The sequence below is a fragment of the Novosphingobium sp. genome (genome assembly GCF_965214355.1).
In the GTDB taxonomy this organism is placed as follows: Bacteria; Pseudomonadota; Alphaproteobacteria; order Sphingomonadales; family Sphingomonadaceae; genus Novosphingobium.
In genome coordinates this window covers 1,343,423-1,362,288 of record NZ_CBDCBI010000002.1, presented here as the reverse complement: position 1 = coordinate 1,362,288, position 18,866 = coordinate 1,343,423, and the positions used below count along the sequence as shown (strand labels likewise).

Sequence of the window (18,866 nt, the reverse complement as noted above, 5' to 3'; positions counted from 1 at the left end):
GTTTACCCCGTGAATGCTTGCCCAATCGTAAGCGTGGCGTCCGGATTGCCGCTTTATTCGACTGTGACCGACTTTGCCAGATTGCGCGGCTGATCGACATCGGTGCCCTTGGCCAGCGCGACGTGATAGGCCAGCAACTGCACGGGCACCGCATAGACCAGCGGCGCGATCAGCGGATGCACCTTGGGCATCTCGATCGTCGCCATGCACCCCTCGCCCGCTTCGGCAATGCCTTGCGCATCCGAAATCAGCACGATCTTGCCACCGCGCGCGCGCACTTCCTGCATGTTCGAGACGGTTTTCTCGAACAGTGGCCCCGACGGCGCCAGCACGATCACGGGCACCTTGTCGTCGATCAGCGCGATCGGTCCGTGCTTCATTTCGCCGCTGGCATAGCCTTCGGCATGGATATAGCTGATTTCCTTGAGCTTCAACGCGCCTTCGAGCGCCAGCGGATAATCCGGACCGCGCCCGAGATACAGCACGTCGCGCGCCGGCGCGATCAATGGCGCGATCCTGGCGATATCCTCGTCATGGGCCAGCGCTGCGTTGAGCGCGGCCGGCGTCTCGTCGAGCTGCCCGACGATATGCATTTCTTCCTCGTGGCTGATCTTGCCACGCTTGACCGCCAGATGCACCGCAAGCGCCGCAAGCACGGCCAGCTGGCACGTGAACGCCTTGGTCGAGGCGACGCCGATTTCAGGCCCGGCGTGTGTGGGCAACAGCAGATCGGCCTCGCGCGCCATGGTGCTGGTGGGCACATTGACGACGACGGCGATCGTCTGCTTGGCGGCCTTGCAATGCCGCAGCGCGGCCAGCGTATCGGCGGTTTCGCCCGATTGCGAGATGAAGATCGCCAGGCCCCCGGCTTCGAGCACCGGGTCGCGATAGCGAAACTCGCTGGCGACATCGATATCGACCGGCAGGCGGGCGAACTGTTCGAACCAGTATTTTGCGACCATGCCGGCATAATAGCTGGTGCCACAGGCAACGATCGTTACGCGCTTGATGCTCGCCAGGTCGAAATCGATCTGCGGCAGGGACACTTGCTGCTCATAGCGGCGCAGATACGAGCGCAGCGTCTGGGCCACGACGATCGGCTGCTCGTAGATTTCCTTTTGCATGAAATGGCGGAAATTGCCCTTTTCGATCGCGGCCGCCGATGCGCCCGACGCAACGATCGCGCGTGTGACCGGATTGTTGGCAATGTCGAACACGCTGGCGCCTTCGCGGGTGATCACTACCCAGTCGCCCTCTTCAAGATAGCTGACGCGTTGTGTCAGCGGGGCCAATGCGAGCGCGTCGGAACCCAGAAACGTTTCGCCATCACCATACCCGACCACCAGCGGCGAGCCCAGCCGCGCACCGATCAGCAGATCGGGATGCTGGCGAAACGCGATCGCCAGCGCGAATGCTCCGCGCAGGCGCGGCAGCACGGCCTTGACCGCGTCGGTCGGCGACGCGCCGGCCTCGATCTGTTCGGACACCAGATGCGCGACGACTTCGGTGTCGGTCTCGCTTTCAAACGTGCGGCCGCGCGCGATCAGTTCTTCGCGCAAGGGCCGGAAGTTTTCGATGATGCCGTTATGGACCAGCGCAACTTCGCCAGTGGCATGCGGATGTGCGTTGCTGGTGGTGGGCGCACCGTGCGTCGCCCAGCGCGTGTGCGCGATACCGATCGCGCCGGGCGCCGGATTGTGCGCCAGTTCGACGACCAGATTGTTCAGCTTGCCCTCGGCGCGGCGGCGGACCAGTTGCCCCTCGTAAATCGTGCATACGCCAGCGCTGTCATAGCCGCGATATTCCATGCGCCGCAGCCCGTCGACCAGTCGGTCCGACACGTGATCCTTGCCGACAATTCCGATAATTCCGCACATGCTATGACGCCCTCAATCTTGCAGGAGGCGCAGCACGCCGCCCCCGTAGCGTGCTGTCACATGCGGTGCGCAAAGTGAACAACGCCTTGCCCGTCAGCCCTTTTTTTCGGCCTTTTTCTTTTTCATCGCGTCATGAAAGCGGTCGGCCCAACCCGGTTTGACCAGCTGCTCGGCGCGCACCAGTCGCAATTCGCCGTCGGACACATCGCGGCTGACCGTGCTGCCCGCTGCCACGATCGCATCTGCGCCGATCCGCACCGGCGCGATCAGCGCGGAATTCGATCCGATAAACGCGCGCTCGCCGATCACGGTGCGATACTTGAAATACCCGTCATAATTGCACGTGATCGTGCCCGCGCCCAGATTGGCCGCGGCGCCGACATCGGCATCGCCGACATAGCTGAGGTGGTTGACCTTGGCCCCCTTGCCGAGCTTCGCGTTCTTCACCTCGACAAAATTGCCGACCTTGCTGTCTTCGGCCAGATCTGCACCGGGTCGCAACCGGGCAAAGGGCCCGACCGAGGCGCCGCTCGCCACATGTGCACCCTCGATATGGCAGAACGCGTGAATCACGACCTTGTCCGCAACCACGGCGCCAGGGCCGAATACGACATTCTGTTCGATCACGACATCGCGGCCCACGACCGTATCCCACGCAAACCACACTGTATGCGGCGCGACCAGCGACGCGCCATCGGCCATCGCCGCCTCGCGCCGGCGCACCTGCCAGCGTTCCTCGGCCTGCGCCAGTTCGGCGCGGCTGTTGATCCCGGCGACTTCATCGGCATCACCGGTCACGACCACCGCTGCGCCCCTGCCATCGGCGAGCGCAATATTGACGACATCGGGCAGATAGAATTCGGATTGCGCATTGTCGTTGCCCACCCGCGCCAGCAGCGCAAACAGATCCTGCGCGCGCGCCACCAGCAAGCCCGAATTGCACAAGGTGGTCGCGCGCTCGATTGCGCTCGCGTCCTTCAATTCGACCATCTTGCGCACCAGCCCCTGCTCGGCAATGACCCGTCCATAGGCCAGCGCGTCATCGGGTTCGAACCCCAGCACGACCACGGTGGGCGCATCATCGGTATGCAACCGCGCGATCATGGTGCGCATCGTTTCTGCGCGCACAAACGGCACATCGCCATACAAGACCAGCACATCGCCGGTGAACCCTGCCAGCGCCGATTGCGCCTGCTGCACCGCATGCGCGGTCCCGTGCTGCGGATCCTGCACCGCGATCGTCGCAGTATCACCGACCGCCTTTTCCAGCTGCTCCCGCCCGCTGCCGACGACGACCACCTGGTGCGCCGGCGCCAGCTGCGCCACGCTGGCCATCAGGTGCAACAGCATCGGCCGTCCCGCAATCGGATGCAGCACTTTGTGCAGATCGCTTTTCATGCGCGTGCCCTTGCCGGCGGCAAGGATGACGACAGCGAGCGGAGCGGCGATATCGGGGGTTGTCTCGATCATGAATCGGTCCTTGCCAGCATTTTCTTGCAGTTTCCAGAACGCTCCGGCACTCGGCGCCCCTATGGCTGATTTTCCCTACGATTGCGTCGGATTCGATCTCGACGGCACCTTGCTCGACACCGCCTGGGACCTGGGCCACGCGCTCAATCACGCGCTGACCTCGATCGGCCGCGCCACCATACCGCTGGCGGATGTACGCAGCCTGATCGGCGGCGGCACCGGCCAGATGCTGCGCAACGGCATGGCGCGCACCGGCGGCGTGGATGAGGCAATCCTGCCCGACCTGACCGAAAGACTGGTCGCGTATTACGAAGCCAACATCGCGTGCCACACCAGGCTTTACCCCGGCGGCGAAGCGATGCTGAACGACCTGGCGGCACGCGGCGTCACCCTGGCTGTCGCAACCAACAAACGCGAAGCGCTGGCCATACGCCTGTTCGACACCCTGGGCCTCACCCATCGCTTCGCCACGATTATCGGCGGCGACACACTGGGCCCCGACCGCGCAAAACCCAAACCCGACATGCTGCATGAAATGATCCGCAGAACCAGCGCCAACCGCACCGCGTTTGTCGGCGACACCACCTACGACGTCGGCGCCGCCCGCGCCGCCGGCCTGCCGGTCGTCGCCGTCAGCTTCGGGTTTTGCGACCAGCCCCCGCAAGACCTCGGCGCCGACGCGGTCATCGACCATTTCGACGCGCTGATCCCCACACTGCAACAGATAGGCCACAATCCCCCCTTTCCATCCGCGCCCCACGCGCTATAGGCGCAAGCCTCGTGTTGGGGCGTCGCCAAGTGGTAAGGCACCGGCTTTTGATGCCGGCATCCGCAGGTTCGAATCCTGCCGCCCCAGCCAGTAAGTCCTTGTTTTGGAAGGACTTTTTCCCGCTACGGCATAAGTGGCGGACTTCCGCGGCATTCCGGTGGTCGGCGTCAACCACAGAGACAAATTATGCCCGTCAAAAAGCCGATTCTATTGGCCCTTTCTCTAAGGCCATTTCCCGTGGTTGACACTATTGGGGTCGGGCATTTTTCCGAACCCTATTGCGGAAATGCCTGAAATTGGCCGTTTGCTGTCAGCAGATTTCGTGTGATCCCAATGAGCGAGCTGCAGTTCCCTAACGCACAATATGCATGACACCGTCATAGTCGACGCCAGTGTCGGACGCGCAGCATGCTATGAATCCCATCCTTGCCGCCATTTAAATATGCGCTTCATCGGGCTGGCTCCCGAGGGCGGGCAGCGTCCCGCTAAGGCCGAGTTCAAGCGTCAAACAAGTTGGCATAAAACTTTGTAGACGCCCGTCGGATCGCGTTCAGATCAACCGATCTGGCGATGCGAGTATGCTGCTGCCCCGTGTTTGTAATATTTGCTGAACAGCCGAGTAGAGATTGCCGACGCCCCAGTGCTCGGTGATCTTGCTGGCACGGACACGCATGGCATCGACCGCTTCAAAATGGACAGCGTGGCCGGATGGCTCAAGGCCAAGGAATGGCCCCGAATGCGTTCCGGAATATATCTTATAGGTCGTCACCAGATCGCCCTCTACCGATTGCCATCCGATATCACATTGCAGGTCGGGAAAAGCGGCGCGCAGTGCGGTATAGAGCATGCGGACACCATCCTTGTCCGACCCGGCACCGGGTTGTGGGGTATGATCGACGAAATCATCGGCGAAGATTTGATCGAACAGGGCGAAGTCTCCGCCCACTTGGACCTCTTGCGTATTGCGACGAACGATAGCTTTTGCGGCTTCTTCAGGGGATATCGACATGGCGTGGCACCTCTCTGCAAGGTTTGAAGGGACGCGCTGGCTTGACAGCGCGTCAGCGCAGCTTGTTCAATCACGGAAGCAGGATTGGCAGCCCCGCAATGCGGCGTGCGGCAATGTCTTCATGGACTTGCGACGCGTCGCTGAGCGGATACCCAACGGCGGGCAGGTCCGCGAACAGACCGCCGCGGATTGCCGCAAACAGCTCCGACGAAGCGCCATCGACCGTACCGGCGTGAACATGCTGCGGTGTCCCGCCGCCGGTTACTTCGATCCGGCGCCGAGCAAGTTCGGCCGGGTCGAAAGCGGGTGGCCCTGACGCAGCTCCGATGGCGACAATTTTGCTGCCGTCACGCAGTGCAGCGATCGTCAGCGCTGCTGTGGCTGCCCCCACCAAATCGTAGACGACGTCCACGCCATCAGAAGCAATCGCGCGGATTTTGTCCACAAGTCGCGGGTCGCCGGAATGGAAGGCGTGATCAGCGCCCGCTGTGACTTGCGCAAGCTTGGCTTGCGATCCGGCAACGCCAATAACAGTCGCCCCAAGCATCCTCGCCCACCGCGCCAGGATCGATCCAACGCTTCCTGACGCGCCCAGCACCAGAACAGTCTCGCCGGCCTGGAGTTGATGCAACGATCTCAAGGCCATCCACGCAGTCAGACCAGCGGAAAGGAACATGGCGGCTTGCCTGGTCGTGATATCGTCGGGAAGCTTGACCAGGGCGCTCGCCGCGATCAGCCGTTCCGATGCATATCCGCCGATCGCAAAGAAATAGCCGACCCGGTCGCCAACCTTCAAATGATCGACGCCGGGTCCGACCTGAGCAATCACGCCTGCGCCTTCGAACCCGGGAACCAGCGGGAGGGGCATTGCGAAACGCCCGTCGCGCACCATCGTATCGACATAGTTGACGCCGATTGCGTCCTGCACCAGCCGTACTTCGCCGGGCCCCGGCTTGCCGACTTCGATGGTCTCCAGGCGCAGGACTGAGGGCGCGCCATGTTCATGCATGCGGATGATCTGAGCCATTTTCTTATCCAATTTTTCCAAGCGTGCAAGATTGTGCCTATCAGGCGGACTGTCCGCCATCGACGTTGAGCGTGGCGCCGGTGATGTATCCGGCATCGGGGCCGACCAGAAAGGCGATCGCCGCCGCGATATCCTCGGGCTGGCCATAGCGACCAAGCGGGGTCAGTCCCTTCAGCGTTTCGGCAAAGGGCCCGTCCTGCGGGTTCATCTCGGTGTTGATCGCGCCGGGCTGCACGACATTGACCGTGATGTTGCGCGGCCCCAGATCGCGCGACCACCCGCGCGTGTAAGCCGCCACCGCAGCCTTGGTCGCGACGTAGTCGGCCGCGCCGGCGAACGGGATGTGCACCGCACCCGTGGTGCCGATCGAAACGATCCGGCCGCCATCGGACATCACAGGCACCGCGGCGCGAACCGCTGCCACCACGCCCCTGACATTAATATCGATCTGCCGGTCAAAAGCCGCGATATCGGCGCTTTCGTCGCCGACTATGCCGGTTACGAACACGCCTGCGGAATTGATGAGAATGTCGAGCCGGCCAAATGTGGCATGGGCCTGCCGGACCAGCATTGCGACGTCTGCGGCAAGCGCCTGATCCGCTCTGATCGCAACGACCCGGCTGCCAAGGTCCTGAAGCTCGCGCACAAGGTCATCGGCGCGATCGGGTGATGCGGCATAGCTGAAAACGACATCGGCGCCGTCACCCGCCAGCCGTCGGACAATGGCCGCGCCGATCCCGCGCGATCCACCGGTAACGAGCGCAACTTTGCCGGCAAGTGGCTGTGAAATCCGGGTCATCATGGTCACTCCTCAGGTTGTTCGATGAAGTGATAATGGCCCGCGAATTCCATTCGGTTTAGCCCTAAATGGCTTGCCTGTCTTTCAATTATCCGTTGTAAGATGGGGTATGGAAACACTCGCAAATCTGGAATCCTTTATTCGCAGCGCCTCTTGTGGCAGCTTTTCCGAAGCCGCCCGGCGGCTTTCCGTGACGCCGGCGGCGGTCAGCCGGAATGTGGCAATGCTGGAACGCAACCTGGGAATTCGGTTGTTCCACCGCTCCACCCGCAAGCTGACGCTGACCGAAGCGGGGGAAGCCTTTCGCCTCGCGATCGCCAGCAATCTGGAGGGCATCCAAGTTGCGATTGCGGGTGTGGCCGCTGCGGACGCTTCACCGACCGGCACGCTGAAAATCAGCATGGCGCCGACATTGGGCATGACGCACCTGTTGCCACTGTTGCCCCAGTTTCTCGAACGCTATCCGCGCATCCGCCCGGAATGGCACTTTGAAAACCGCACGGTCGACTTGGTTGAAGAAGGCTACGATGCAGCGATCGGCGGTGGTTTCGAACTGACCCCGGGAATTATCACGCGGACGCTGGCCCCCGCGCACATCATTGCTGTTGCTTCGCCCGCCTATATGCTTGGTCGCGCGCTGCCAGCCGATCCGGAAGGCCTTCAGGCGCTCGACGGTATCGGCATGCGCTCACTACAAACCGGCCGCCTGCGACACTGGATGATGCGCGATACGACAGGCCGCGAGATGCTTGGAGCTCTTACGCCATCCCTCATCGTCAACGACCCGAGCGCAATGCGCGAGGCGGCGCTGCTCGGGCTGGGCGTCGCCATGGTCGCGGTTCCTGATGTGCTGTCAGCAATCGAAAACGGTCGTCTGGTCCGCCTCTTGCCCGAATGGTACGCCGATGCGGGCGCAATTTCGATCTACTATGCTTCGCGCACGCTCCTGCCCGCAAAAACGCGCGCCTTTGTCGATTGGATCGTCAACGCTTTCAAACAACAGGGGCTCGCCGAGCAGTTTGCCGGTATTTGATATCCAGGATCGGAGATGTGAATAGCCAGGCGCGGCGATGCAGATTGAGCGGCAGTCCCGACAGGCTGCAGAAAACCAGCCTTTGGCGCTCTCACCCGCCGCCCCGGCGGCCGAACGATGTCGGCGAGCCATCGGGACCAGCGCCAATGATCCTCGCTTTGAGCGATTGTTTGCGACGAGACGACAGCACCTGCGCTCAGTCCGGGTACGGCCGGACCAAGACCCGGTAAATTCGGGCCTATGCGTGCAGCGACCGCCCCGCAGGCGGCGAAATCCGCCGATGACCGCTATGACAAGCTTTGCACCAGCGATTGCAAAACAATAGAGGCTCGCCAGAGTGAGATGTTTCACGCCTCGGAGTGGTTAGGCCAATCGCCGCTCACTTGTAGCGAAATCCCCGCCTGTTCTTCGATAAGCTTGCATACGTGGAGTTCGGCCGCGCCACCGCCGTACATGCGGCGGGCCAGGGCAAAACGGTCACGGGCAGCAAGCGTCATGGGCATATCCAACGCGAGCTCGTTACCGAGCCCGCGCAAAAGGTCCAGGTCCTTGCAACACAAATCCAGGCTGAACGAAGGGTCATAGTGCCCGGCGAAGATCGATGGCACATCATGACGACAAACAAAGGAATCCCCGACGCTTTGTTTGAGGGCATTCCAGACGGTAAGGACATCAACACCGCCTTTGACACCAAGGGTCAGTGCCTCGCCCACTGCCGCCGCATGAATAAACCAGAGCTGGTTCGAGAGCAGCTTGACGACCGTGCCCGTGCCAAGGCCGCCGCAATGGACGACCTTGCCAAGTGGCGCCAGGAAGTTTGCGGCTCGTGACAGCACCGCCAGCTCACCACCAGCGAACAGCGTCAGTTCGCCTTTTCGGGCCCCGTCGACTGCCCCTGTGACTGGCGCTTCCAAGGTTTCGATTCCCCGCGCAGAGGCGGCGGCGGCCAATTCGGCCAGCAGATCCCGATCGTTCGTGGTCAGGTCTATCCACAAGGCTCCGGGCGCCAGTGCCGCGATCAACGCGGGCATCGCGACGCGTGATTGCTTTGGACCCGGCAACGAAGTCATCAGCACGTCGACGCCGGCGGCAACGGACAGCGCAGACGTCGCTGTCTTCACGCCGGCTTCCGTAAAAGGCAGCATGCGGTCCGGATCAAGATCGCAGACCGTTACGTCATAACCCGCTGCACACAGATTTCTTGCCATAGGCGCGCCCATGCTGCCCAGGCCGACAAAGCCGATTTTCATGCAATATTCCTTTTCAAGACCAGCCTCAGCCAATCATGTCCTGCTCGAAATGATAATCGCACAGCACGCGCACGCCGTTCTCGCTGATGAAGACCGGTTGCTCCAGCTTTACGCCTTGGCAGCCATTTTCCGCGCCGATGTAGCTCTCAACGCAAACGGTCATGCCGGGTTCGAACTCGCCGTCATATTGCCATTCGGCCGCATCCTGCTTGTGGTAGACGAGCGGATATTCGACAGCCAAGCCGACACCATGCACATGTTCTGCGTATCTGTTGGCCTCGTACCTGCTTGGGATCGGCCAGGCATTGTCGGCAAATTCGCGGAAACCCACGCCCGGCGCAAGCAGCCCGATGTTGTGCTGTAGCTGCTCGTGGGCAAGGCTGTAGAGCATTCTCTGCTCGGCATCGGGCTTCGTGTCACCAATTACCCAGGCGCGCGAGACGTCGGTGAAAATGCCATGGGCGCCAACCAGATCGGTATCGAAGACCATCATTTCTCCGTCCAGCATCACCCGGTTCGAAGTTTCCTGGAGCCAGGGATTGGTTCGGGGGCCCGAAGTCAGCAGACGGGTTTCCAAATATTCCCCGCCAAATGTGATGTTCGCGGCCGACAGGGTCGCCAGCGCATCGCTCTCGCGCATACCGGGGCGAAGACTTTCGCGCATAGTTCGTATTGCATCGGCGCAGCCTGCATAAGCGAACTCCATCTGGCGAACTTCCTGGTCCGACTTGATCGATCGTGCGCGCTCCAGGGCGGGCTTGGCGTCCTCGACGTCAAGGCCGAGCGCCTCGAGCGCCCGCAAGGGCAGCAGGTCCAACCTGTCCACTCCGATCCGGCGGCGGGTGCCATGGGCGCTGACCAGATCCGCTATTTCGGCCGCCCATTTACGGGCCTGTTCGACGTTCCTGCTGCCAGCGGCAAAATAGTCCCATGACCGGGCCGGGCGGATCGTGCCGACGGTCTCTATGCCGCGCGCAAGGTGAGCGCTTCCGGCGTAATCGAACAGCACCACCGGACCGTCGACCGCAACAAAGGCATAGCGGCAGATGTTGTGCATCGACCAGACCTGCATGTTGCGGGTCCCGGTCGCATAACGAATGTTGATCGGGTCGAACAGCACGGCGCAATCGAGGCCAGCTTTAACCAGCGCAGCGCGCACCCGCGCCAGTCGGTAGTGCCGGACGTCCGCGCTATCGCCTGCAACGGAGGTTTGATCAGGCATCTCGCTGTTTCCTCATCAGGTGTTGCGTTGCTCTACGCGGCGTGTGATCATCACGATATCGAATTTATGTCGATCAGTGGTTCAACATTTGTGATTTAGACGTAGGATTGGGATGCGCGCGAGACTTGATCTGAACTTGCTCCAGACGTTTGATGCGGTGTGTCTGGCGGGCAGTCTGAAACGTGCAGCTGAACACAGCAATCTGACCCAATCCGCCGTCAGCATGCAGATCAAGCGCCTTGAAGAGGTGCTCGGGCAAAGGCTGCTGGAGCGCAGCAACCAGGGCTTGAGGATTACGCCGGCCGGTGAGAAACTGCGCGCGCACACGCGCAATTTGCTCCGGCTCGAGACCGCTGCGGTGGGTGACATGCACGAGACACGCCTGGCGGGAGAGATCAGGATCGGAGTTCCAACCGACTACGCACCGTCGTTGCTCTCGGTCGCATTGCCTTATCTCAATGCCAACTTTCCCGGCGTCATTGTCTCGGTCGAATGCGACCTCAGTCGCCGGTTGCGTGAAAAGATCGCACGCGATCAGCTCGATTTGGCCATAATCACGCTGGAACCCGCCCTTGACGAAGGTGATATCCTTTGGCGTGAAGCGCTTGTCTGGGCTCAGCCTGCCAGGTTCTGCGGCGCCGATCAGCCATTGCCGATCGGGCTTCTTGACGTGGACTGCCCATTGCGCGACATGACCCTGAGCGCCGCAAAACGCCAACAGGGCGCATTTCGCGTCGCGTTCAGGTCAACCAGCCTAGCGAGCATCCAGGCCGCGGTCACCGACGGATTTTGCGCTTCGCTGCTGCCCGCAAGCACCTTGAATTTTGAGCAGCCTGCGGGCGTGCGCCTCGACGGGAGTTATGGAGAACTCGTTATAGGCCTGCTGCGGTCCGATGCGGTTCGGCCGCAAATTGCGCCGCTTGCGCACTTTCTTAAATCTACACTGAGCCTTATGGCGCCTGCGGAGCGGGTACGGGTTACCGATCTCCAGTTTGCAGTACACCGATCTGGCGAACGGCGAGTGATTTTGGCGAATGAGGCGAAGTAGCTCTGGGGAAGACGTAGCTGCCAAACCTGTCAATCGGCGTCCAAACGGGACCCGCTATCGGCGTGCAAAAGGGGACCACTTGGCGGCGTTGCACTTGGGTTGATGCCGGGCGCTGATTTCGCGCTGGGGCTGGCGTAGGGAGGGCGTAGCCCGACCGGAGGCAGCCCCAGCGCGAAGTAAATTTTTATCGAGGTTTGGCCGGGTCAGTTGCGGTGTTTGAAGCGCCAGCTGTCGTTGCCCGTTTCGATGATGTCGCAATGGTGGGTGGTGCGGTCGAGCAGCGCGGTCGTCATTTTGGGATCGCCGAACACGGTCGGCCATTCGCCAAACGCCAGATTTGTGGTGATGATTACCGAGGTCTTTTCGTAGAGTTTGCTCATCAGGTGGAACAGCAATTGGCCGCCGGAACGGGCGAACGGCAGATAGCCCAGTTCATCGAGCACGACGAGTTCGATGCGGCTGAGCTGGGCGGCGAGCGCGCCGGCCTTGCCGATGCGCGCCTCATCCTCAAGCCGCGTGACCAGATCGACGGTGTTGAAGTAGCGGCCACGGGCGCCGGCGCGCACAACGCTGGCGGCGATGGCGATGGCCAGGTGGGTCTTGCCGGTTCCGGTGCCGCCGACCAGCACGATATTGCGCCTGCCCGGCAGGAATGATCCGGCCTGTAACGAGCGGACCAGTTCCTCGTTGATCGGCGTGCCATCGAACACGAACGCGTCGAGATCCTTGATCACCGGCAGTTTGGTGGCGCTCATGCGGTAGCGGATCGAGGCCGCGTGGCGGTGCGCGGCTTCGGCGCGCAGCAGATCGGTCAGGATCTCGGGCGTGGTGCGCTGGCGTTGCACGCCGGTGGTTACCGCCTCGTCGAACGCGCTGGCCATCCCCTTGAGGCCCAGCGCGCGCATGGCGTCGATCATCTCATGCCGCTGCATTGTGGCCTCGCACCGTGTCATAGATCGCGCAATCAGCGCGGGGCGGATGCTTGAGCTTGAGATCGACTACGACGCTGAGTGGCTGATCTGTTGGTGGTTCGCGCCGCCGCGCCAGAATATTGAGGATCACCTCGTCGCTGGCAGCGCCGGTATCGAACGCTTCGCCGATGGCGGCCTCGACCGCCTCCAGTCCGTCGGTGGATATGGCGGCCAGAACCCGCACAAAGCGGCGATCGGCTTCGTCTCCGCTGCCCAGCTTGCGCCGCAGCCGGGCCAGCGCCGGCGGCAGGGCCCAGTCCTGGAATGGCGCGCCGTTGCGCAGCGCACCGGGTTTGTGCACCAGCACCGGCAGATAGTGCCACGGATTATAGAGCGTGCGGTCGCGCCCAAAGCAGCGCGGGTGCTCGGCGACAACCTCATCCCCCAGGCGCACCACGATTCGGTCGGCATAGGCGCGGACCTGAACCGCACGGCACACCGCGCGTGCCGCCACGGAATAGCGGTTGCGGTCAAAGCTGATCAGGCATGTGCCGGTCACCGCGTGGCTCGTCTCGTGAAAGCCCCAAAACGACTTTGGCTCACGGCGCCAGCATTGGTTGCAGTGCGGGCCGCTCGGCCTCCAGCGCCTGGGACACGGTCATGTCCTTTTGCTCGGGGTGCGAGTGCATCGCCGCCCAGCGCAGGCACTCGGCCTCAAGCCAGCCATTCAGTTCCTCGATGCTGGCAAACTTCAGCCGGGGCTGGAAAAAGCGACCACGGATCGTCTGGACCTGGTTCTCGACCTGGCCCTTCTCCCAGCCTGCCGCTGGAGAACAGGCGGTCGGCTCGACCATGTAATGATCGGCCATGACCAGAAACCGGCGGTTGAACACGCGCTCCTTGCCGACAAATACCGTCGTCACTGCGGTCTTCATGTTGTCGTAGATGCCGCGCAACGGCACCCCGCCAAAGAACGCAAAGCCGCGGGCATGGGCGTCGAACACCATCTCTTGCGTCTCGCGCGGATAGGCCCGCACATACACCGCTCGCGACGCACACAACCGCATGTGGGCGACCTTCACCCGCATCGGCTTGCCCGCAATCTCTACGTCCTCGTGGCTCCAGTCGAACTGGTACGCCTCGCCGGGTTTGAACAGCAACGGAATGAATGCAGGCACGTCGCCGCCGGGATCCCTGCGGCGGCCATCCGCCCAGCGCCGGGCGTAGCGCCGCACCGCATCATACGAACCCTCGAACCCTTCACGCAGCAGCAGATCGTGGATCCGCGTCATCCGCAGCCGGTCACGCCGATGCCGCGCCTCGTTCTCGCTCAGCAGCGTATCGAGCCGTTCCTGAAACGGCCCGAGCCGAGGCCGCGGCTGAACCGTGCGATGATAGTCAAACGCGCCTTCCGTCGCATTGATCGCCTTGCGCACCACCTTGCGCGACAGCCGTAGATCCCGCGCGATCTCCCTGATCGCCTTGCCGCCCGCGTGCTCGCGCCTGATGCGTACAACTGTCTCCACCACCAACATCCCGATCTCGCCACCTGAAAATCCAGGCCGCTGTCTAAACCATCGGAATGGTGGTTCCCTTTTGGACGCCGATCACCCCGCTAGCCGGGTCCTTTTTGCACGCCGATCCACAGCCAAACCCCGCGATCTGTTTAAAAGTCCACTCCGCAAAGTCTTCGGGACAACCGCGCGTAGCCATACCGCCGACCTGTTTGTCGTAGAAATGGCTGACGCCGCCAGCGAGCTTTAAAGTCGCCATGGCGCCTCGCAACTGGTTGGCTTCGACCGGCGCAAAGCCTTGCCAACGATCGGCGACCTAGATGACAAGGTCGTAGAATTTGTTCGGTTTGATACGAGTTAGCATCGACATGCGCCCGACATTTGATCTGAAAGGCGCCGGCGTGTCGGCACGCTGGATCATTTTGTAGATGGGCTCGTTTGAAGCCGCCCGTCCACTGTCGGCCCAATTGCTGCTGTTACGCGCCTGCTAAGGCGACGTGCCCAAGGAGCGTTTCTGCAACGGCCAAATTGGCCCGTCGCGGGCGACTGCAACTCTGGGCCGTTCTCTGTGGTTGACACTCCCAAAATTAATGGCGACTTTTCAATGAGTTGCCGAGGCTGTAATTTCGAGTTTCGAATCTTGCTTGCTCAGCCAACGAGTCATGGATTTGGGCCTTGGTTCGGACCAATGACACGAAAATGGCGCAAGTCTGGGATCTTTAATAGCCAAACCGCACTATGGAGAGCAGTTTTGCTATCCAACTTCTGACTGACATTGCCGCCTTTCTCCGGCCCGAAAATGCCTAGTACAGTTTCAAAATCGGTGGCTTTTCCGGACAATTTCGGCCGCTGACATTTTCACATTGGCGCCCGGCCAAACTTCGCTCGAATTTACGGCTAATAGAAACTGACCGAAGAATGTCCTGTTGGCTTGCCGTGGACCGAAGCGGTCGTTCATCAATTTTAAGGACACCCACGGCGAGGATTGTCGCCCAACCAGGCTAGGGCTTGGATCCCCAGGCTTAGGGCCGAACTAGGCCGCGCTCCTCCCCCTTGCCGAGGCGTCCCTCAGACTTCGCGGAAATGAAGCGCGATGCCCAGCCGGACGGCCGTCGCTATTATCGAGATCAGCAGACCGAATCTCTTGTGGAATTCAAGTCCGGTCAGCTTGGACATATCGGGAACGAGTGCTATTCTGGCAGAGTGAAAGCCCAGTTACAGACCCGCGAGCATGACGATACCGGTAGCCGCACCGCCGCTTCCGGACCGTTCATTAAACAGTTCAGCTATTCGGATGGGCTGAGCCTTAATCTTGCGCCAGTGAGTTTCTCACAAGACACGTTCGAAGCAGGCCGAACACCCTACGAAGACGACGCGCAATACCGGGGACTTCGCGAGAAGCATCAGGCGACCCATGCGTTTCGCTACGACGTGCGCGACCGGGCAATCTACGACATCGCAATGGTGATTGACGCCGCGCCGCTGGGCGCACCGATCAGCTTGAGAACGCAAGAGCACCTCGCGCTACTGGGCAAGGCTGTCAACCACGCCCTGCTCGAATGGCTTACCCCCCGCCGCACCATCCTGCGGCGAGCGCGCCCGCTGCAGGCTTTAGGTAGCCGCAAGGCCGCCTTGCTCTCGGCCGCTATACGTGATCAGGGTCTTGAGGCGAAGTCCGGCCTCGACGTGCTGGTCCGTCACAGCTTCGACCTGCGCGTGCTCGGTGCGCCCCACCATGCGAGCGAACCCTACTTGGCGCTGGTGCTCGACGTCAGCACCTCGAACGAGCTCGACATTTCCCTCGACGAACTCTTGAAGGAGCAGTTCGATCCCAGGGGTTGCTACATCTGCACCCGCGCCGACAGCGGCGAAGCCAACGTCCTTGCCCGCCTGGAAACGCTCGGTCGCATCCTCGGTTTAAAGAATGGCAAGCTACAGCTCAACGACTTTACTGGCGAGGAATTCGTCAACCCCAGCGCCGTCATCCTTGAGCCGCGGCAGGAGAATCTCGAAGCGCTGATCCGCCATTTCTATCCGCGCAATGCGCCCAAAATCCTCCAAGGTCTGCGCAAGCGGCGTGCGCCTTACGCGACCGCTAACGCCAAGCTTGCTGAGATCCGCAAGGTTCATGGCGGCGTTGCCGGCTATCTCGAGACGCTGCGCATCGCTGGCATGTCTGTCGAGATCGGGGCCCTCCTGCAGCGAAGCAGCACGCTGTTCCCGCCGCTTGTCTCAACCGAGCGGCCCGGCTTCCTGTTCGGTCCCCAAGGGCGCGAGACGGGCGCCTATCCGGATCACGGTATCAAGCAGCATGGTCCCTACAAATACATGCAGCACGAGCGCAACGAACCGATCGTCGCAGTAATTTGTGAATCGCGGTTTCGCGGGCGGATCGACCAGCTTGCCCGAACGCTCAGGGACGGAGCCGACGAGAATGCCTGGCAGGAGGCCATGCGCGGCCGCAGCAAGGTTCCGGACAATCCTTTCCGCGGCGGTCTGATTGGCAAGCTGCGACTTTCGCGCGTGCAATTCGAGTTCGAGGAGGTCACGGAGCCGACGCCCGAGGCCTATCGCCAGGCGATTCAGCGACTGCTCGCGCGACTCCCCGAGACGCCTGATCTGGCACTCGTCCAAGTCCGGGCCGATTTCAAGCAGTTGCGCAACGAGCGCAATCCCTACTTCGCCGCTAAGGCCGCATTCATGACGGTAGGCGTGCCGGTGCAGAGCGTCCAGGCTGAGACCGCGGACATGCAGCTTGCCAACCTCGCCTATATGACCAATAATCTGGCGCTCGCCGCATATGCGAAGCTGGGTGGATCTCCCTTCGTGATCTCAACCCGGATGCCGGCGACGCACGAACTGGTCGTGGGGCTCGGCTACACTGAGGTAAGTGAAGGACGGTTCGGCCCCAAGTCGAGGTTTGTCGGCATTACCACGGTTTTCCAAGGCGATGGGCGCTACCTGGTCTGGGGACAGACGCGCGAGGTCGAATTTGAGAACTATGCCGATGCGTTACTCGCGAGCCTCAAAACGACAATCGATTCAGTGCGCAAGGACAACAACTGGCAGCCGCGCGACCGCGTGCGGCTGGTCTTTCATGTCTATAAGCCGCTCAAACACATCGAGATCCACGCGATAAAGCGGCTCGTTGCCGAATTGCTTAAAGGCGAGCATGAGGTCGAATTCGCCTTCCTCGATATCTCGCGCTTCCACGATTTTGCGCTGTTTGACCCCTCACAAGAAGGTGTGACTTATTATGCCGACAGGCGGCAGCTCTTGAAGGGCGTGGGCGTTCCGCTGCGCGGCATCTGCATACAGCTCGACCAGCGTTCGGCTCTGCTCCAGCTGACAGGATCGAAGGAGGTCAAGACCGCCGAGCAGGGCCTGCCGCGCCCACTGCGGCTCACGCTCCATCCCGATTCCGATTTCAGCGATCTCACCTATCTTGCGCGCCAAGTCTACCACTTCTCATACCTATCATGGCGCAGCTACTTCCCAGCGCTGGAGCCGGTCTCGATCACCTATTCGCGGCTGATCGCAAACGCGCTGGGAAACCTGCGATCAGTCCCCGGCTGGAATAGCACTTCACTGACAGTCGGACACCTGCGCAGCCGGATGTGGTTTCTCTGAGCGCCTGGGATCTCCTCGCGGCGAAGCGCGCAGCGCTCGAGGCTGCGGTCACCGGCTCGCTGGAGCTGGCATCGGAAACCTCGCTCGGTTTTGCCCAAGCCGTGCTGGCTGGCCGCGCAGAGCTCCTGAACAGCGCGCGCGCTGCGGGCGACCTAGACTATGGTGGCATCCCCGCTTTGGCCCGCGCCGGATTTCTTGCGGGGAGCGCCGATTTCGATCCCGCCGGCTTCATCAGAGCACTTGATCGATTGCGGGGCCGCGGCAAGGCTGGGCGCGGACAGCTGGGCCCTGACGACCTTGCCATTCTTGGCATAGCGGCCGGCCTCGCTGCGGTAGATGACAAAGATGGATCCGATGCTGAGCGGCGTCGATGGCTGCTCGACCTCGCTAATGAAAATGCCGAACCGAATTCTTGGTCAAACCGGGCGCGCCAGCTAGCGGCGGACCTGCTCGACGGCGCCGGGCGGCTCCGCGCCGACCCGCAGGGCCAGGCCGATGCCATGGCACTCGACACGGTGCTGCGCCAGCGCTGGCCGCGCGCCTTTGCGACAGTGCCGCCGATTACCGTCGAGCAGCGTCGAGAGTTGATGGCGGCGCTGCTCTCTACAGCCGCACCGGCTCCGGGCGAACTCGAGCGCGCGGCAATCTGGCTCTCAGCGGCTGGTCAGCTCGTGCAGCGCATTTCCGCCGAGCTCGTCCCGGATTATAGCAGTCTGGTGACGACGCTCGAGGCGACGCAATCGGCTTTTCGGCGCTGGGTATGGGATACCCAGCCCAATCGGCGTTTCATTGGCCCCGCCCGCTGGCTGATCGACACCGAGGCCCACCTCCAAGCGTTTCTGTGGGCCATTCTCGAGCCGCGCTTCGGCGACGATCTCGTCGATGAGCAGTACCTCCCGGGCTTCGGCCAAAAGCAGGCGCGCTTCGACTTCGCCGTCCGCGCGCTTAAGACTATCGTCGAAGTGAAGATCGTCCGCAGCCTGCGCGATTTCGCCAAGATCGAGGAGGAAGTCGCCGGTGACCTGGGCCTCTATTTCAGCGACCCGAGAAACTGGGACCGCATGATCGTTTATGTATACGACGACTGTGATGTGCACCACTCGGAACGCTACGACACGCTTCGCGCGGCGCTAGTTCAACGCGATCGCAGGATAGGCGCAGTCGTCGTGGTCCAGCGCCCGGGTATGATCCCGCCTCGCGGCCAGCGTGCACCATGGACACCGGCCGATAGCACCGCCTCCGTCGAAGACACCTAGCTAGGCTGCCGGCACTCGGCGGCGGATCGAGAACGGAAGGCCACGGTAGCC

General features: G+C 61.9%; 13 protein-coding genes, 1 tRNA gene and 1 pseudogene. 6 read left to right on the top strand and 9 right to left on the bottom strand.

Going from position 1 to position 18,866, the window contains the following annotated elements:
• Positions 1–53: 53 nt before the first annotated feature.
• Complete coding sequence (gene glmS, locus ACOOE2_RS06715; RefSeq protein WP_420382242.1) at positions 54–1,877, bottom strand: glutamine--fructose-6-phosphate transaminase (isomerizing); 1,824 nt, start codon at positions 1,875–1,877, stop codon at positions 54–56.
• A 93-nt stretch (positions 1,878–1,970) separates the two neighbouring features.
• Positions 1,971–3,347 (bottom strand): bifunctional UDP-N-acetylglucosamine diphosphorylase/glucosamine-1-phosphate N-acetyltransferase GlmU, encoded by a 1,377-nt coding sequence (gene glmU, locus ACOOE2_RS06710; protein ID WP_420382241.1) that lies wholly within the window; start codon positions 3,345–3,347, stop codon positions 1,971–1,973.
• A gap of 61 nt (positions 3,348–3,408) precedes the next feature.
• On the opposite strand from glmU, the gene ACOOE2_RS06705 reads away from it, so the two are divergent.
• Together ACOOE2_RS06705 and ACOOE2_RS06700 are read left to right on the top strand one after the other, a co-directional pair.
• The gene (locus tag ACOOE2_RS06705) at positions 3,409–4,116 is read left to right on the top strand and encodes an HAD family hydrolase (RefSeq protein WP_420382240.1); all 708 of its coding nucleotides are present in this window, start codon (positions 3,409–3,411) and stop codon (positions 4,114–4,116) included.
• A gap of 15 nt (positions 4,117–4,131) precedes the next feature.
• Positions 4,132–4,206 (top strand) — tRNA-Gln (locus tag ACOOE2_RS06700).
• 460 nt (positions 4,207–4,666) lie between these two features.
• Here the strand turns inward: ACOOE2_RS06700 and ACOOE2_RS06695 are convergent.
• The 3 genes from ACOOE2_RS06695 to ACOOE2_RS06685 all read right to left on the bottom strand — a co-directional run bounded on the left by ACOOE2_RS06695 (position 4,667) and on the right by ACOOE2_RS06685 (position 6,951).
• A complete protein-coding gene (locus ACOOE2_RS06695) occupies positions 4,667–5,125 on the bottom strand; it encodes an ester cyclase (protein WP_420382239.1) in 459 nt (152 codons plus the stop codon).
• 70 nt (positions 5,126–5,195) lie between these two features.
• Positions 5,196–6,212, bottom strand: a complete 1,017-nt coding sequence (locus ACOOE2_RS06690; protein WP_420382238.1) for a zinc-binding dehydrogenase — start codon at positions 6,210–6,212, stop codon at positions 5,196–5,198.
• Positions 6,193–6,951 (bottom strand): SDR family oxidoreductase, encoded by a 759-nt coding sequence (locus tag ACOOE2_RS06685; protein ID WP_420382237.1) that lies wholly within the window; start codon positions 6,949–6,951, stop codon positions 6,193–6,195. Before ACOOE2_RS06685 ends, ACOOE2_RS06690 begins: the two co-directional genes overlap by 20 nt.
• Positions 6,952–7,060: 109 nt before the next feature.
• Between ACOOE2_RS06685 and ACOOE2_RS06680 the strand changes: the two genes are divergently transcribed.
• A complete protein-coding gene (locus ACOOE2_RS06680; RefSeq protein ID WP_420382236.1) occupies positions 7,061–7,984 on the top strand; it encodes a LysR family transcriptional regulator in 924 nt (307 codons plus the stop codon).
• A 347-nt stretch (positions 7,985–8,331) separates the two neighbouring features.
• On the opposite strand, the gene ACOOE2_RS06675 is transcribed toward ACOOE2_RS06680, so the two are convergent.
• Positions 8,332–9,234: an NAD(P)-dependent oxidoreductase gene (locus ACOOE2_RS06675; protein WP_420382235.1), complete on the bottom strand. Its 903-nt coding sequence runs from the start codon at positions 9,232–9,234 to the stop codon at positions 8,332–8,334.
• 25 nt (positions 9,235–9,259) lie between these two features.
• Complete coding sequence (locus ACOOE2_RS06670; protein ID WP_420382234.1) at positions 9,260–10,456, bottom strand: M24 family metallopeptidase; 1,197 nt, start codon at positions 10,454–10,456, stop codon at positions 9,260–9,262.
• 136 nt (positions 10,457–10,592) lie between these two features.
• On the opposite strand from ACOOE2_RS06670, the gene ACOOE2_RS06665 reads away from it, so the two are divergent.
• The gene (locus tag ACOOE2_RS06665; protein WP_420382233.1) at positions 10,593–11,504 is read left to right on the top strand and encodes a LysR family transcriptional regulator; all 912 of its coding nucleotides are present in this window, start codon (positions 10,593–10,595) and stop codon (positions 11,502–11,504) included.
• Positions 11,505–11,707: 203 nt separating this feature from the next.
• Here ACOOE2_RS06665 and istB read toward each other — a convergent pair whose 3' ends face one another.
• Together istB and istA are read right to left on the bottom strand one after the other, a co-directional pair.
• Positions 11,708–12,436 carry an IS21-like element helper ATPase IstB gene (gene istB / locus ACOOE2_RS06660; RefSeq protein WP_420382216.1) on the bottom strand — a complete coding sequence of 243 codons (729 nt, stop codon included), beginning with the start codon at positions 12,434–12,436 and terminating at the stop codon, positions 11,708–11,710.
• A pseudogene (gene istA, locus ACOOE2_RS06655) lies at positions 12,423–13,950 on the bottom strand (IS21 family transposase). Before istA ends, istB begins: the two are co-directional and overlap by 14 nt.
• A gap of 1,062 nt (positions 13,951–15,012) precedes the next feature.
• On the opposite strand from istA, the gene ACOOE2_RS06650 reads away from it, so the two are divergent.
• Positions 15,013–17,559 (top strand): argonaute/piwi family protein, encoded by a 2,547-nt coding sequence (locus ACOOE2_RS06650; RefSeq protein WP_420382232.1) that lies wholly within the window; start codon positions 15,013–15,015, stop codon positions 17,557–17,559.
• Positions 17,547–18,815 carry a hypothetical protein gene (locus ACOOE2_RS06645; RefSeq protein WP_420382231.1) on the top strand — a complete coding sequence of 423 codons (1,269 nt, stop codon included), beginning with the start codon at positions 17,547–17,549 and terminating at the stop codon, positions 18,813–18,815. The genes ACOOE2_RS06650 and ACOOE2_RS06645 overlap by 13 nt, the downstream gene beginning before the upstream one ends.
• Positions 18,816–18,866 lie beyond the last annotated feature (51 nt).